Annotated in this window: 11 protein-coding genes; 9 read left to right on the plus strand and 2 right to left on the minus strand. The window is 70.8% G+C overall.

Features of this window, described 5'->3' with window-relative positions:
• Nucleotides 1-97: 97 nt before the first annotated feature.
• Entirely contained in the window at nt 98-1,756 is a 1,659-nt protein-coding gene (locus ABD256_RS34155) for a helix-turn-helix domain-containing protein (protein WP_344428716.1), read from the minus strand.
• Nucleotides 1,757-1,953: 197 nt separating this feature from the next.
• Between ABD256_RS34155 and ABD256_RS34160 the strand changes: the two genes are divergently transcribed.
• The 6 genes from ABD256_RS34160 to ABD256_RS34185 all read left to right on the plus strand — a co-directional run bounded on the left by ABD256_RS34160 (nt 1,954) and on the right by ABD256_RS34185 (nt 9,228).
• On the plus strand, nt 1,954-3,312 hold the full coding sequence (locus ABD256_RS34160; RefSeq protein ID WP_344428717.1) for an NAD-binding protein: 1,359 nt from the start codon (nt 1,954-1,956) through the stop codon (nt 3,310-3,312).
• Nucleotides 3,309-3,473: a hypothetical protein gene (locus ABD256_RS34165; RefSeq protein ID WP_344428719.1), complete on the plus strand. Its 165-nt coding sequence runs from the start codon at nt 3,309-3,311 to the stop codon at nt 3,471-3,473. The genes ABD256_RS34160 and ABD256_RS34165 overlap by 4 nt, the downstream gene beginning before the upstream one ends.
• Before the next feature lie 39 nt (nt 3,474-3,512).
• On the plus strand, nt 3,513-4,994 hold the full coding sequence (locus ABD256_RS34170; protein ID WP_344428721.1) for an amino acid permease: 1,482 nt from the start codon (nt 3,513-3,515) through the stop codon (nt 4,992-4,994).
• Between the two features lie 143 nt (nt 4,995-5,137).
• Nucleotides 5,138-5,929, plus strand: coding sequence for a 2OG-Fe dioxygenase family protein (locus ABD256_RS34175; RefSeq protein WP_344428723.1), 792 nt, complete (start codon nt 5,138-5,140; stop codon nt 5,927-5,929).
• On the plus strand, nt 5,926-6,852 hold the full coding sequence (locus ABD256_RS34180) for a DMT family transporter (protein WP_344428725.1): 927 nt from the start codon (nt 5,926-5,928) through the stop codon (nt 6,850-6,852). Before ABD256_RS34175 ends, ABD256_RS34180 begins: the two co-directional genes overlap by 4 nt.
• Nucleotides 6,853-7,029: 177 nt before the next feature.
• Nucleotides 7,030-9,228 (plus strand): AfsR/SARP family transcriptional regulator, encoded by a 2,199-nt coding sequence (locus ABD256_RS34185; RefSeq protein ID WP_344428727.1) that lies wholly within the window; start codon nt 7,030-7,032, stop codon nt 9,226-9,228.
• 10 nt (nt 9,229-9,238) lie between these two features.
• Here ABD256_RS34185 and ABD256_RS34190 read toward each other — a convergent pair whose 3' ends face one another.
• Nucleotides 9,239-11,044, minus strand: a complete 1,806-nt coding sequence (locus tag ABD256_RS34190) for an AfsR/SARP family transcriptional regulator (protein ID WP_344428729.1) — start codon at nt 11,042-11,044, stop codon at nt 9,239-9,241.
• Nucleotides 11,045-11,181: 137 nt separating this feature from the next.
• Here ABD256_RS34190 and ABD256_RS34195 point away from each other — a divergent pair, with 137 nt between their 5' ends.
• The 3 genes from ABD256_RS34195 to ABD256_RS34205 all read left to right on the plus strand — a co-directional run bounded on the left by ABD256_RS34195 (nt 11,182) and on the right by ABD256_RS34205 (nt 15,558).
• Complete coding sequence (locus ABD256_RS34195; protein WP_344428731.1) at nt 11,182-12,921, plus strand: AfsR/SARP family transcriptional regulator; 1,740 nt, start codon at nt 11,182-11,184, stop codon at nt 12,919-12,921.
• Nucleotides 12,922-13,033: 112 nt separating this feature from the next.
• Nucleotides 13,034-14,284, plus strand: coding sequence for a hypothetical protein (locus tag ABD256_RS34200; protein WP_344428733.1), 1,251 nt, complete (start codon nt 13,034-13,036; stop codon nt 14,282-14,284).
• A gap of 230 nt (nt 14,285-14,514) precedes the next feature.
• Nucleotides 14,515-15,558, plus strand: coding sequence for a hypothetical protein (locus ABD256_RS34205; protein WP_344428735.1), 1,044 nt, complete (start codon nt 14,515-14,517; stop codon nt 15,556-15,558).
• The last annotated feature ends 13 nt before the right edge of the window (nt 15,559-15,571 follow it).

Below are 15,571 nucleotides of genomic sequence, written 5' to 3' on the forward strand. Positions count from 1 at the left end.
TGGAGTAAAAGGGACGAAGGCAATTCAGCGCTTCACGGGATCTGGTGTCCGACGTCGGATGCGGTGTGGATGGCCGAGGGGGTGCCGATGAAGGAACTCAGCCCGGCCGTACCGGATCGGTGGCCCGCTTGGTCGTCGCGGCGAGGAGCTGGAGGTGGGCGAACAGGCACTGCCGCGGATCGGCGAGGTCCAGTCCGCTGACGGTGACGGCCCGTTTTATCCGGTGGCGCAACGTGTTGGGGTGGATGTGCAGGTCGCGCGCGGCGGCGCGGACGTCGCCGAGCAGATCGAGGTAGGCGACGAGTGACGGGACGAGCACGGAGCCGTGTTCGAGGTCGTAGGTGATCAAGCTGGTCACGCGCGGATCCCGGAGGTGGGGGTTGCCGTCGATCATGGACAGCGTCTCGGACACCAGCACCTCGGCCCGGACGTCGGCCATGGTCGCGACGTCGTTCGCCCCCCGTGCCATCACGTTCATGACGCGGTCGGCGGTGTTGCGCGACTCGACGACGGCGTCGAGCTGGTCCACTGTGGATCCGATGGCCGCGCGGACCCGCCTGCCGAGCCGTTTGCGGGCGGCGGCAACGATTTCGCGGGCGAGGCCGAGCGCGAGTGCGTCCCCGCCGTCGGGCGGCAGGTCCGGCAACAGCACGTACACGTGCGAGCCGATGGTCGTGGTCAACGCGGTACGCCGGTAGGCGGCGGCGTGCACGGAGACGAGATTGCTGATGGCCGCGCTGTGCAGTTCCCTGGCGGGCCGGTCGGTTTCCGCCTGCCGATCGGCACCGTACGGGGCGAACACCGCCACGACGGCCTGCTTCGCCGGATCGGCACCGATGTGACTGGCCAAGGTGGTCGCGTCGACCCGGCTCTCGAACACGCTGTGCAGGAGCTCTTCCTGGATCCGCAGGCCGGAAGTCGTTTCGGTCTTCCGGCGCACCAGGTGCAGCGCGGCGACGCGAGCGGCGCCGAGCAGCGCGCCTTCGGCCTGCTCGGTCAGCCGGTTCCCGCCCTCCTGCACCCAGATCGAGCCGAGCAGTTCGGAGTCGGCGCGGATGCCGATCGCGAGCCGCCTGCAGACCCCGAGCTCCGGCCGCTCTTCGACGTGCACGACGTCGTCTCCGGCGTTCAGCCGATCCAGGATGCCCCACTCGCGCAACATCGCCAGGTGGCCGGCAGGTCCTTGCCTGCCGAGAATGGACAGCCGGCGCAGTTCGTCGACCTCGTCGTCCGATCGCGAGTACGCCAGCACGCGGTTCGCGCTGTCCTCGATGCTCACGCTGCCGCCGGTGAGCGCGGCGATGGTCTGCGCCAGCGAAAACAGGTCGTTCGCGTCGTCCGTGTCGAGAGGGGGCGTGGCTTTCGCCTCGGCGACCGCGCGCCGGGCCAGTGAGTCCAGCTGGTCCCAGCGGGCCTCGGGACGAACCGCGAGCACGGCGACGCGTTCGTCGGTGGCGGCCGCCCGGAGGTCGGCGACCGCGCCGTCGCCCTTGCCCACCTTGACGGCCACGACCGAGGCGCCCCGGCGTGCCGCGTCCCGGATCAGGCGCGCGGCCGCTCTGCCGCGCGAGCCGATGATCAGGACGAAGTCGCCAGCGTAGGAGTCGGGTTCGTCGTCGGGGTCGAGGATGACGACATCGTTGACTTCGACGTCGAGGCCGCAGGGGGCGGCGACCAGGTCGGCCACCGGCGTGCCGAGCGCGACCATCAGCTGGCGGAGGCTGGCGCCGCTCGCGGCGGCTTCGTGCGCTTCCATCGCCCTCCATCATCGTATTGCGACCGTGCGACATCGTCCGGCGATCGTGCATCGCCCAGCACTCTCGGATCGTCCAGCACTCTTGTGCGATCGGACAATGCTACCGGGGGAACGGTGTCCAAACGGACCGTCTGCGGTGGCCCGGCTGCCTTCTATGGTTCTCGGCAACGCGAAACGTTCACGAGCGAGGCAGGGCGATGCACCTACTTCTGATCGGCGACGGTGCTCTCACCGACGCGGTTGCCGATTACACCACGGCGTGGGGTGCGGATCTGCGACGCCTGAGTTCGCCCTCGGTCGACGACCTCCACCGCGAACTGGAAAACACCGTCGACGTCGTCGTGATCGTGTCCCGTGAGGACATCCAGGTGCTCCGCCTCGCACTGCTCGTCGAACACGTGCGTCCCGGGATTCCTTTGCTCGTAACGCTTTTCGACAAGACGGTCGCGGGGGAGGTCGTCCGGTCCGTGCCCAACTGCACGGTGCTCGGCATGACCGACGCGCTGGTCCCCGCGCTGCTCGGTCCCTGCGTCGCGGGGGAACTGGTGAGCCTGTGCGCGACGCAGGCCGGTGCACACCTCGGCGTGCACCGCACGGCGGACGGGCGGTACGCGGCACGACGGGTGTGCGCCGACTCCGTCGAGAAGCGCAAGGTGCGGCATTGGCTGCGCGCGCAGTTCCGGCCGCTGGACGGGACCAACCGCGCGCTGCTGGCCGGGCTGACCGGCCTGCTGTCCATTTTGGTCCTGGACACCGTGCTCGGTGTACTGGCGTTGCACGAAAACGTCCTCACCGCGTTGTGGCACGCGGCGAAAACGCTGACCACGGTCGGGCCCGCCACGGGGCCGGACCACGCTCCCGGCTGGTACCAGGCGCTGTCCGCGTTCACCTTGCTGTGCGTGCTCGGGTTCTCCGCGCTGTTCACCGCGGGACTGGTGGACCGCGTGACCTCCGGCCGGTTCACCGGAATCGTCGGCGCCCGCGCGGTGCCGAGGCGCGGTCACGTCATCGTGGTCGGGCTCGGCCAGGTCGGCATCCGGCTGTGCCTCGAACTGCAGCGGCTCGGCGTCGGCGTGGTCGCGGTGGAACGGGACGCCACCGCGGACTGCGTGCCGCTCGCCAAGTCCCTTGGCATACCGGTGATCTTCGGCCGCGGCGGCGATCGCTTCCTGCTGCAGAAACTGGCGCTGCCACGGGCGAGGGCGATCGTCGCGGTGTCCTCCGACGTGCTGGACAACATCGCGGTCGCGGTGGCGGCCCGCGCCGTCGCGCCCGATCAGAAGATCGTGCTGCGCTCCGGCGGGCACGAGGACGTCACCGCCGAATCGCAGTCCTTGTTCCGCATCGCGACCGCATGCGATGTCAACGTGATCGGAGGTTCCTTCATCGCCGCAGCAGCCATGGGATCCGATCCCCGCGCCACCTTCACCGCGGGCAGCAGGGTCTACGCCCTGCTCGCCGACGGCACGGTGCGCGACATCCAGGAATGGGAGGTAACCGGTCGTGAACCCCTCGGCCGGTCCGAGCCGTGTCTCGTCGGAGGTGAGGTTTCATGATCACCGAATGGGCGGCACCGCTCGTCCTGGTCACCGAACGGCAGGTGCGGGAGGGCGCGCACCTGTGCGTGTGCGGGAACCGGCTCACCCGGTGCACGGGCTGTGGCGACCGGCGGTGCCTTCGCTGCGATCCCTACCGATCCGAAGACTGTTCCAGCTAACGATCAAGCGCAATGGTGCGCAGTTAGGAAAAACAGCACATGACCACCACAACCCGGACGTCCAGGGCGACGTCGTCGATATTCCGCCGCAAACCGATAGAACAGATCGGCTCGTCACAGGGCAATCAGCCCGGTCTCAAGCGCGAACTCGGGTTGCGCCAGCTCACCGCGATCGGTGTCGGCGGGATCATCGGCGCCGGGATCTTCTCCTTGGCGGGCGCCGTGGCGAACGAGAAGGCCGGCCCCGCCGTGCTGATCTCGTTCCTGGTGGCCGGGGTCGCGAGCGCCGCGGCCGCGTTCTCCTACGCCGAGTTCGCCGGGCTGATCCCCAAAGCGGGTTCCGCCTACACCTACGGTTACGCGGTACTCGGTGAAGTCGTCGGATGGGCGATCGGGTGGGATCTGCTGCTCGAGTACACCGCCATCGTCGCGGTCGTGGCGATCGGGATATCGGGCTACTTCAACGATCTGCTCGGCTTCCTCCACATCGGACTTCCACAGTGGATGATGGGAGCGCCCGGCACCGAACCGGCTGGTGTCGAGCCCGGCAGCTACAAGGTCAACCTGTTCGCCGTGCTGCTGTGCCTGCTCATCGCCTGGATCCTCAACCAGGGCATGCAGAACGCGGCGCGCTTCGAAACCGCGCTGGTGTACCTCAAGGTCGCCGTCGTGCTCGTGGTGATCATCGTCGGCGCGTTCCACATCAACGCCGGGAACTACAACCCGTTCTTCCCGTTCGGCATGTCCGGCGCGTTCACCGGCGCCGCGACGGTGTTCTTCGCGGTGTTCGGCTACGACGCGATGAGCACCGCCGCGGAGGAGTCGAAGGACTCGCAGAAGCACATGCCGAAGGCGATCCTGTACTCGCTCGCGATCTCCATGGTGCTCTACGTGCTGGCCTGCCTGGTGCTGACCGGGATGGTCCCGTTCGCCGACATCAACTCCGAAAGCGCGTTCTCCAGCGCGTTCGCCTCCGTCGGGCTGCCGCTGATCGGGGCGATCATCGCGATCGGGGCGATTCTGGGCATTCTCACGGTGCTGTTCACCTTCATGATGGGTGCTTCGCGCGTTGGCTTCTCGATGAGCCGCGACGGCCTGCTGCCGAAGTGGTTCGGCAAGACGAGTCCGCGCAAGCAGGTCCCCGCGCGCATGACCTGGTTGCTCGGTGGTACTTCCGCGGTGCTGGCCGGTGTCCTGCCGATCGGGGAGGCCGCTGAGCTCACCAATATCGGGATCCTGCTCGCGTTCGTCCTCGTCTGCGTTTCGGTGATCGTCCTGCGGTACAAGCGGCCGGACCTGCCGCGCGGCTTCAAGTGCCCCGGAATGCCGGTGGTGCCGATCATCGGGATCGGCTTCTCCCTGTGGCTGATCACCTTCCTCGACCCGGCGACCTGGCTGCGGTTCGCGGTCTGGTTCGGGGTCGGGCTGGTGATCTACTTCGCCTACGGCCGCCGGAAGTCCCTGCTCGCGAAGCCCGCCGCGGAACCGGAGCCCGAACCGGAACCCGAGACCACGCACTAGCGCGAAAAGAGCGACCTGGTTGTCCCGGTGCCTGCACCGGGACAACCAGGAGCACTCATCAGTTCGTTTTAGGACGGCAATTCTTGAAGGCGCCAGATCTCCATCCGCCAGGACAATAGATCACCCTTGAGCCAAGGACGACGATGCATTCTACCGCGATTCTTTCCGGACTTCAGCAGCTCGGCTACGAACGGTACGACCTGGCGGCGCAGCTGGGTGTCTCCGCGTTGGACGAAGGATTTCACACCCTTGCCCTCGAGTTCGACAACCTGCCGGTCGATCCCTATGCGGAAAGCTCCGGCCGGTTCCGCCGCTTCGGCCGCGGGGTGCTGTTGCCGTGGAGCGGCGAGTTCGACTGGATGCCCGAGACCGCGGCGGACGCGTCGAGCGACGCGGTCAACCGTTACCAGCAGGGCACGCACAACCCCGAATACGCGGACCAGGTGCGGCAGCTTCCGTCGCTCACCGAGGCGATCAAGAACAGCTCCCTGCTCGCCGAACTGATCAGGTTCGACTTCGCCAGGACGAGCTGGCACGACGAGGACCGGTGCTGGCCGATCCACGTCGGGGTCCACCTGATCAAGCTGTCCGTGGCCGGTCCTGGCGCCCGTGCGGCCGCGACCCCGGACATGCTGCACCAGGACGGCGAGCCCTACACGTTCGCGCACCTGATCTACCGGTGCAACGCGAGCGGCGGGGAGAACGTCATCGCGGCGGCGCAGTGCGCGGGGAAGTCCCCCGACGACGTGCCGGAGGACAGCGTGCTGGCCCGTTTCACGTTGTCGCGCCCGCTGGATTCCTACGGCGTGAAGGACGACATGGTCAGCCACTACGTCGCTCCGGTCACCGCCGGCCCGGGCCCGGGCCCGTCCGAACGGGCGATCCTGCTGATCGACTTCACGCCGATGACCCAGCGGCCGCACGCGGGTCCGTGAACGCGCACGTCGTGGCGGACGGGAGCGCGCCGACGGCCGCCCCGCCCGTCGTCCGCCGGGGCGGGCCGAGCCTGCTCGCGGTGGTTTCGCTGGTCGGCGTCACCGCCATCTGGGGCGGGACGTTCGTCGTGGTCAAGGACGTCACCAGGGAAGCGTCGCCGATGGACTTCCTCGCGGTGCGGTTCCTGATCGCGGCCGGGGTGCTGGCGGTGTCGCGTCCGCGCCTGCTGCGGAAGCTGAGCCGCCGCCACCTCCGCCACGGCGCACTGCTGGGACTGGTGCTCGGCCTCGGCTACATCGCACAGACCTACGGCCAGCAGTACACCTCGGCGTCCATGTCGGGGTTCATCACCGGCCTGTCGGTGGTGCTCACCCCGGTGCTCGCCGGGGTGCTCCTGCGGCACCGGATCGGGGCGGCCACCTGGGCCGCGGTGGTGATCGCCACCGCGGGGCTGGGGGTGCTGTCGCTGCGGGGGTTCACCATCGGCCCCGGTGAGGGCCTCACGGTGCTGTGCGCGCTCTTCCTCGCCCTGCACATCGTCGGGCTCAGCGAATGGTCCGCGCCGGGTGACGCGCACGTGCTCACCGTGGTGCAGCTCGGTGTGGTCGGGGTGCTCTGCCTGGCGCTCGGGGCGCCGGACGGCATCGTCCTGCCAGCCGGGCGCGGGTTCTGGATCCCCGTCATCGGGCTGGCCGTGCTGGCCACGGCGGTGGCCTACCTGGTCCAGACCTGGGCGCAGGCTCGGGTGCCCGCCGCGGTCGCGGCCGTCACCTTGACGATGGAGCCCGTCTTCGCGGGTCTTTTCGGCGTTCTGGTCGATCACGACGAACTGACGATCCGCGTCATTGCCGGAATGGTGCTGGTGATCGGCGCGATGTACCTCGCGGAATTCCGTTGCGGGAAGGAAGTTCCCGATGGGTAGCCGGCTGACCGCGCGCAGTGTCCACGGCGGAGTGATCGTTACCCGAAAATGTTTCCGAATTAGTTCGCTGAGGTAGATTGTCGGCAGGATTGATTTCGCCTGCCGGTGCCGACCCACTCGCGCGGGGTGACCAATGTCCGAATTCGCTCCTCTGTGGTATCCGGTGAGGGGGTAGCCGTGCAGGTCGAGATCGGGGTGCTCGGCGCGGTCTCCGTGACCGTGGACGGCGAGCCGGTGCCCATGGGAAGCCCGTTGCAGCGCGCGGTGCTCGCCGCGCTGGCTCTCCGCTGCCCGAACGCGGTGCCCAGTGCCGAGCTCACCACGATGCTCTGGGGTGAAAACCCGCCTGCCAGCGCGAAGGGAAACCTGCAGTCCTATGTGGCCTCACTCCGGCGCGTGCTCGAACCGCGCCCGGTGCGGAACCAGCCGTTCACGATCCTGCTGACGATGGGGGCGGGCTACCGGCTCCGGCTGCCTGCCGACGCGGTCGACGCGCACCGGTTCACCGCCAGGGCCGACGCCGGAGCCGCGCTGTACACCGAGGGCCGCTACCGCGCGGCCGCCGCCGAGTTCAAGGCGGCGCTGGATTGCTGGCGGGGAACGGCCTTCGAGGACGTCCCCTGCCCGTTCGCGCGGTACCAGCGCGAGTGGTACGCCGAGCGCAGGCTGGACGTGCTGGAGTCGTGGTCCGCGGCGAAACTGCACCTCGGCCAGCACGAGGAGGTGGTGGAGCGGCTCCGGCGGCCGGTGGCCGAACACCCGCTTCGCGAGCGCCTCACCACCAGTCTGATCGAAGCGCTGACCGCGGGCGGGCGCACCGCGGAAGCGCGCGATCTGTGCGAGCGGTCCGAGTCGCTGCTGGCAGGCACCCTCGGCGGTGACTTCGCGGTGTCGCGCAAGCGTGGCAAGGACCCGGCGACGGGGAAGAAGCGCGCCGCGCCGGCGCAGCTGCCGCACGACATCGGCTCGTTCGTCGGCAGGGCCGCGGAGCTGGCCGCGTTGCACCGGCTCGCGAACACGGACGGTTCCCCGCGGCCGAGCCAAGGGGCGGTCGTCCTGCACGGCGACGGCGGCTCCGGCAAGACCGCGCTGGCCACCCGCTTCGGGTCGCAGGCCGCTGCCCGCTTCCCCGACGGCCAGCTCTACGTCGACCTCCGCGGAGTCGGGCCCGGTCAACGGCCGATGGCCAGCGAAGACGCCTTGGCGAGGCTGCTCGGCGCCCTGGGCGTCCCGGCGGAAAAGATGCCGGCGGGGCTCGAAGCGCGATCGGGGCACCTGCGGACGCTGCTGGCGGACGCGCGCGTGCTGCTGGTGCTCGACAACGCGGCCACCGCGGCGCAGGTGCGGCCGCTGCTGCCGGGATCGGACACCTGTTTCGCCGTGGTCACCAGCCGCAACCGGCTGCGCGGGCTCTCGGTGGCGGAGGGCGCCGCCGCCGTGCCCGTCGGCGTCCTCGGCGAGCGGGAGGCGATCGAGCTGCTCGGCGCGATCGCGGGCGAGCACCGGGTCGAACGCGAACCGGAGGCCGCGCGCGTGATCGTCCGCGCGTGCGGTCTGCTGGCCCTGCCCGTGCGCATCGCCGCGGAACGGGCGGCGATGCGACCACGGCACACCCTCGCCGAACTGGCTGCCGTGCTGAGCGTCGAAGATCGGCGCTTGGACCTGTTGTCGGCACAGGACGACCACTACACGGCGCGCGCGGTGTTCTCGTGGTCCTACGCGGCGCTGCCGCCGGACGCCGCCAGGGTCTTCCGCGTGCTGGGCGTGTTCCCGGGGGAGAGCCTCTCGATCGAGGCGATCGCGACCATGGCCGGAAGCGATCTCGACGCCGCGCGGCGCGCGGTGCGCATGCTGGTCAGCTCCCATCTGCTGAGCGAGCGCCTCCCCGGCCGCTACCGCATCCACGGTTTGCTGCGCAGCTACGCGCTGGAGAGGTTCGAGTCCGAGGAAACCGCGGCGCAGCGCATCCGTGCCGCACGGATGCTCCTGGACTGGTACCTGCAGGGCATCGCCCTCGCCGCCCGGCTGATGCCGTCCGGACCTCTTTCGCGGGAGCCGATCGAGCAGCCGCCGTTCTCCGTGCCGCCCCCGGAACTGCACGACCACGAGGCGGCGATTCGGTGGTGCGAAGCGGAGTCGGCGAATTTCGTCCAGGTGATCCTGCTGGCCGCGAAGTTCGGGTTCCGGGTGCACGCCTGGCAGATCGCGCGCTTCCTGGTCCCGTTCTTCCCGCTGCGCCGCGGCTGGCGGGAACGAGCCGATCCCCCGGAGGTCGCGGTGGCCGGGGAAGTCTCCGGGCGCCACCGGGAGGTCACGGCCGCGGGCGCGTGGCTGCTCGACGATGTCGTGCACGCGCAGTCGAACGTCCCGATCTGACGGCTCCCGATCAGGCCGCGTTCGGTCCGCGGGCGTAGAGGTGCAGCAAGGGCGTGATGAGGTACTGGTCCCAGGTGCCCCAGTCGAGCAGGCCGGCGATGGCGAGCTGGTCGAGGTGGTGCCGGGTCGGCGGTTCCGGCCATCCGGTGAGCCGGACGATACCGGCCACGTCGATGGTGGTCTCGGTTTTGGTGCCCAGCAACGAGAACAGCTTCTTTTCGTCCGGGTTCAACGCGTGCACCGCCGAGGCGAACACGTGCTGGATGCCGCGGTGCCCGTGCTGCCTGCCGAGCTGGTCGAGCCGGGTGATCCGGGTGCGTTCGTCGCGCAGCCAGGCGGCGAGTTCGGCGGGTTTTCGCGCTGGCTCCGCGGCGAGGTGGTGCGCGACGTGGCCGAGCGCGAGTGGCAGGTGCCCGCACAGGCGCGCCAGCTCGTCCAGCGCGCTCGTCTCCGATTCCGCCACGGCACCGGCGAGCAACCGGCGCGCGGCGTCGTGGGGCAGCACGTCGAGCGGAAGCCGTACGGCGCCTTCGGTCGCGACCAGGCCGCTGAGCCTGCGCCTGCTGGTGACCAGCACGGTGGTGCCGCCGCCGGGCAGCAACGGCCGGATCTGGTTGGCGTGGGAGGCATCGTCGAAGATCAGCAGGAGGCGTTTGCGCGCCAGCTCGGTCCGGTACGCGCCGAGCTGGTCTTCGAATCCGGCCGGGACGGTGACGTCCGGCCCGCCGATGGCGGTGATGAGCCGCCGCAGTGCCGCCGCCGCCGACAGCGGCGCCGTGGACGGCTGCGATCCGCGCAGGTCGAGGAAGTGGCAGCCGTCGGGGAACCGCGCGGCGACATCGCGGGCGAAGCGCAGGGCCAGCGCGGTCTTGCCGGCACCGGGCGGCCCGTCGACGGTCAGGATGCGCGATTCTCCCGGGGCCGCTCTCGTGAGCGCGTCCTCCAGGAAGCCGAGTTCGTCCGCCCGGCCCGCGAACGAGATCGGCGGCTCGGGAACGGGCAGTGCGGGCACGGCGTCGCCCAGTTCGTGCAGGGCGGACACCGTGTCGGTGACGATCTCGTCGTGGGCCTCGCGCAGCCGCCGATCCGGGTCGACGCCCAACTCGGCGGCGAGCAGCCGCCGGGTGGTCTCGTACTGCTCCAGTGCTTCGGCGCGCCTGCCCCTGCCGTGCAGGGCCCGGATGCGCATCTCGGCGAGCCGCTGATGCAGCGGGTACTCGCGCAGTGCTCGTTCGAGCGTGGTCAGTGCCGAGCGCGTGTCCGCCTCCGTGCCGCGGGTCAGCAGCGCCTGCACCAGGTCGGTGACCGCCGCGAGCACGAGGTTTTCCAGGCGGTGGCGTTCGGCGAGCGCATAGGGCGCGTCGATCCCGGCGAACGGGGTGGCCAGGCTCCGGCGCAGTGTCCGGTGCCAGGCGGCGATCGCCTCGGTGAGCTCGCCGGCCTCGGCGAACCGCGACGCCGTGCGGAGATCGCGTTCGACCTCGCGGAAATCGAGGTTCTCGTCCGGTACTTCGAGCCGGTAGCCCGCGCCGGCGGTCTGGAGCACGGTGGCGGCCGTGGCGGTGTCGGTCGCCGCCGCGATCGCGCGCCTGAGGTCCGAGATGTAGGTGTGCACGTTGCCCGCGGCCGATTTGGGCGGCTCTTCGCCCCACACCGCGTCGACGAGCTGGTCGCGCGAGACGACGCTCCTCGCGTTGATCGTGAGGAAGCCGAGCACGGCCTGCCGCCGCGGCGATCCCACCGCCACTTCCGCACCGCCCGCCCGCATCCGCAGCGGCCCGAGCACCGCGATCGAGATCGGCTCGGTGGATGCCAAGATGTGCTCCCTGTGGCGAATCTGAGCGGACCCAATACCGTGGTGATCGATTGCGACGCTCACCGCCGCTCATTTGAGCCTACCTTGCTGTCAACCGGTCATTCGTGAGCGATCGAGCACGAAGGGTGGTGCATCGCGTGGACGGGGGAGGAGCCGCGCCGCGGATCCGGTTGATCGGTGTGGTCTCGGTGACGCGGGGGGACCACGTCACCGAGGTGAGCCGGTCCAGGCAGGCCGCCGTGCTCGCGGTACTGGCGCTGCGGGCGGGCAAGCTGGTCCCCCGTGACGCGCTGCTGCGCGCGGTGTGGGGCGACGACGGACCCGAAAGCTCGGTGGGCAACCTGCACACCTACGTCTCCGGGCTGCGCCGCGGGCTGGAGCGCGATCCCGGTGACCGGCTCGTGCTGCGCGCCGAGGAAGGCGGGTACCGGCTGTGCGTGCCGGAGGGGCACGTCGACGTCCTGGAGTTCGACCGGCTCACCGGCGTCGCGAAGGCGGCGTGGGCCGAAGGGGACGCGGCCGGGTGCTTCGCCGCGTTGGACGCCGCGGACGAGCTGTGGCGCGGGACGCCCCTGCCGGGGACGGCGGGCCCGTTCGCCGAACAGGAGCGGTCGCGGTTGCAGCGTTCGCGCGTCGTGGCGCGCGGGTTGCGCGCCGAAGCCCTGCTCGGCTCGGGGCAGCCGGAGCGGGCCGCCGTGGAATGCTCCGGGCTGGTGCGCGAAAACCCCCTCGACGAACGGCTGGCCGCGCTGTTCAGCGCCAGCCTGTTCCGGAGCGGCAGGGTGGACGACGCGCTCGCCGAACTCGTGGCGCTCCGCGCGCGGCTGCGTACGGAACTCGGTGTGCGTCCAGGACCGGAAACCGTGCGGCTGCACGAAGAGATCATCGCCAGCCAGGAGGGCGCGGGCCCCGGCGCCGTGGTGTGCCGCCCGGCCCAGACCCCGCACCGGCCGTGGGGCTTCGTCGGCAGGGGCCGCGCGCTGGCGGATCTGTCCCGGCTGGTCAACCGCGTCGAGCGGGCGGTGCTGGTGACCGGGCACGCGGGTATCGGGAAGACCGCGATGGCGGTCGAGTTCGCCCACCGGAACCGCGACGCCTTCCCCGACGGCCAGACGTTCCTGAACCTCCGGGGGACGGTCGCGGGTGGCCCGCTTTCGGCGGACGGCGTGCTCGAGCACCAGTTGCGGGCGTTCGGCATCGACGCGCCGGACGGGGTCGAGGCGAAAGCCGCTCAATTGAGCGCGTTCTTGGCCAAGCGGCGCGCGTTGCTGCTGCTCGACGACGTCACCGATCTCGCGCAGGTGCGTCCGCTGGTGGCCGGCCACGGCCGGAGCACCCTGCTGCTCACCAGCAGGTACCAGCTCTCCGGCGCGGGCGCGGTCCGCCGGATCCCGTTGGCGGGGCTCGAACCGGAGGCCGCGCGGGACCTGTTGTGCGGTCACGCTCCGGCCGTTTCCGGGGACGAGCGGCTCGGCACGGTGGCTGCCCGCTGCGGGTACGTGCCACTCGCCCTCCGAGCCGCTTCCCTCCGGCTCGGCACGGAACTCGGTGGTTTCGCGAGCACGTCCTGCGCTGGTCTCCTCGACGAACTCGACGACGAGGCCATCGGCTGGGGCGCGTTGACCGTCGACGACGACGCGACCTCGGTCCTGCACGGCATCGAAGAGGTCTGCCGCGGCCTTTCCGCGCCGGCAGGCGAACTCCTCGTCCGCTTGAGCAAGCTTCCGGAGCCGGAATTCGACTGGGATCCGCTGCCCGTTTCGCCGGTGGCCGAGCTTCGCGAGGCCGGCTTGCTCGAACTCGGCGTACCGGGGCGGGGTCGTGTGCCCGCGCTGGTCCGCGGCTACGCGCTGGGCGGCCATCGGTTCCGCCGGTAGGGCTCTTCAGCCACGCATCGTGCACAGAAGCCCCGGTTCTCCGCACCGGGGCCGGTGGCGGGCCTAGGGTCGTCGGCAGGGGACGAGGTTTCGCGAACCCGGAAGGAATCCGATGTCCTTGCTGGCCAAGCTGCGCAAGCCCGCGCGCACCGGGGCCGGTCACGACGTGACGAGGGTCGGGGAGGTGCTCGTGGTACACGCCGGGGACGGCGGCACCGCTGAAGCCCGCTCGCTGGCCGCGTCGCTGCCCGCCGATCCGGAGCACCAGGTGGTGGTGGCGGATCTCCCGCCGGAGTCCCCGGTCGAACTGTGGGAGTCCTTCGCGGCCGCACTGCCGGACGGGCAGGGCCCGGTGCGGCTCGTACCCGGACGGCGTCCGCTCTGCTTCGGTTCGCACGTCGGGCCGTGGCTCGCCGAGCGGATCGCCCGGCCGGTGCTGGCGCCGTACGGGCTGGCGATCGAGAACGGCGCGGGCCTGTTCGTCCATTCCGGACCGCGCACCGGCTGGGGATGGTTCCGGCCGGGACGGACGCCGGAGTGGGCGGCGAAACGGTTTCCTTGTCCTGCTTGGGAAGCACCCGAGTTCGCGGAGACGAGGGCGGTGCGTGGCGGTGCCGTCGCCGAACCGCTGCCCGCCGGGGTGTGGCTCCGGCCGGGTGGCGCCGACGCGGTGTTCGAGCGCGGACGCGTGCGGCTGATCAGGACGGTGCCTTGCCTGCCCGACGCACCCACGATCGTGCTGGGCAGCCCGGACGTGCCGGGCCTGGACCTGGCTGAGGTCAAGGAGTTCTGGCGGACGCTGCCCGGCGAGGTGCGGGCGAGGGCCAGGTTCGTGGCCTTCGGCGGGCTGGCCCTTCCCGGGGACGTGTCGTTCGGGCAGGCACTCGCGGACGCGCTCGACGCGCCGGTGCTGTGCTGCACCGGGATTCCGGTCGGGTCGCCGCGAACGCCGGACGTGTTCGCCCTGCGGCAGGACGGTTCGCACGGCTGGCGGCCGTTCGCACGGGAAGTCGCCTACCTGCCCGGCGACGCCCAGCCGAGGGTGTGCGCGCACCGGGCGCCGATCGCGGGCCTGCCCGAGGTCGCGACGGGCGTCTACCGGTACGCGCCGGACGCGGTGGTCGAAGTCGTCGAGGCGGGGCTGTGGATCCGGCCGCCGGGCGGGGGTGCCGACGTGGTCACCACCAGGACGGCCCCGCTGGACCCGGCGCGCAACCTCGTGCGGTACGAGGCTTCCGATCCCGTGCGCGCCGGGCGGATGCGGAGTGTCGCGGAAAGCGTCATCGGCCGTCTCGACTACCCGACCCGCCTGGTGACCGGGCTGGTGCCCGTCGCGGGAAGCGCCGGTCACGAGCACCGCTGACCCTGCTGTCCGAATTGGACTGAGCACTCGGATTTCCCGCTGCTGTGGTAAAGCTGGTGCCGTCAGCGGTGTACCGTGCCGCGAAGCCGTGGCAAGTTGCCGACGAACTGCCGGTCCGAGGGGCCAATGTCTTGCGGTGGCTTATGAAAACCTTATAGAGCGTTCGTGGAGCGGCTGTGGAGAGCCGGTTGTCATGCTGGTCCGGCGAGGGCAGGACGACAGGGGCAGGAATGAGCACTCCCGATCTGACCGCGTTGGATCTGCACGAGATGTTGCTTCGGCTGGCCGGCTGGGTACCGGATGACGTGCTGGTCGAGGCGCGTGGTTTCCTGGCGCACGGTTTGCACGGCGAAGTCGCCCATATGGTGGCGTTCGCCGGGACCCGGTGCGCGCTGCCGCTGACCGCCGACGATCTGGGCATCCTCACCGACCTGCTGGAGATCGACGGCGCGGACCTGCACGAGCTGGACACCGTCGAGCTGATCGATCCCGGCTCGCCCTTGCCGTGGCGGTTCGCCCCGCTGCCACCGTTCGGCGGAGCTCACGGCGGTGCGGCGCTCGCCGGGGCACGGCTCGGCGAAGACCTGGCCGCGGCCTTGACCGACGAGCCCGCCGCGTGCCGCCTGTGGCAGGCGTGGCGGCGGCCGGTGCACGACACGCCGGACCCGCCGTGCCCGGTGTACCTCGTCGAAGTGGACGACGCGCGCGTCCAGCCCGCGCTGACCGGCCGCCTGCAGGAGATGCTGGCCGTCGCCGGGGAACGCGTTCCGTGCGTGGAGGTCGTGCGCGCCGGGAGCGAGGTGCCCGCGTACCAGCGGATGGTGTGCGCGCGGGGACGCGAGCTGTGGGCCGCGGCCACCCCGGCGATCCGGGTGGCCCGGATCTTCGACACGGCGGATTCCGCGGCGTGGCCGGCCTTCGCGCCGGAGCACCCCCTGATCGTCGACAGGGCCGCGCGGGAACGGGTGCTCGCCTATCTCAACGCGGGCGCGGAACTGGTGCTGACCATGAGCACCTGCGAGGACGTCGTGGATCCCGTACGGGGCGCCGTGGTGCCGATGAGCCTGCGCACCGACGGCACCTGGGTCTGGACCGACACGATCACCTACTACCTGCGGGAGTACCACCTCGCACCCGATCCGCGGCTGCTGGCGCACATCCGGCTTTCCGGCGGGCTTCCGGCCGCGGTGGGTGCCGCGTCGCTGCTGCGCGTCATGGACGCCATGACCGATCCGGCGCGCGCGGAATCGATCTGGTCGACGGATGGCGTGTAGCGCCTTGGCGACG

It is taken from the genome of Amycolatopsis minnesotensis, assembly GCF_039529815.1.
Classification (GTDB): domain Bacteria; phylum Actinomycetota; class Actinomycetes; order Mycobacteriales; family Pseudonocardiaceae; genus Amycolatopsis; species Amycolatopsis minnesotensis.

What these genes read in the sequence shown, in the direction of transcription:
- ABD256_RS34155 (WP_344428716.1), bottom strand. Translation starts at nt 1,756, where the DNA reads ATGGAAGCGCACGAAGCCGCCGCGAGCGGCGCCAGCCTCCGCCAGCTG.
- ABD256_RS34160 (WP_344428717.1), top strand. Translation starts at nt 1,954, where the DNA reads ATGCACCTACTTCTGATCGGCGACGGTGCTCTCACCGACGCGGTTGCC.
- ABD256_RS34165 (WP_344428719.1), top strand. Translation starts at nt 3,309, where the DNA reads ATGATCACCGAATGGGCGGCACCGCTCGTCCTGGTCACCGAACGGCAG.
- ABD256_RS34170 (WP_344428721.1), top strand. Translation starts at nt 3,513, where the DNA reads ATGACCACCACAACCCGGACGTCCAGGGCGACGTCGTCGATATTCCGC.
- ABD256_RS34175 (WP_344428723.1), top strand. Translation starts at nt 5,138, where the DNA reads ATGCATTCTACCGCGATTCTTTCCGGACTTCAGCAGCTCGGCTACGAA.
- ABD256_RS34200 (WP_344428733.1), top strand. Translation starts at nt 13,034, where the DNA reads ATGTCCTTGCTGGCCAAGCTGCGCAAGCCCGCGCGCACCGGGGCCGGT.
- ABD256_RS34205 (WP_344428735.1), top strand. Translation starts at nt 14,515, where the DNA reads ATGAGCACTCCCGATCTGACCGCGTTGGATCTGCACGAGATGTTGCTT.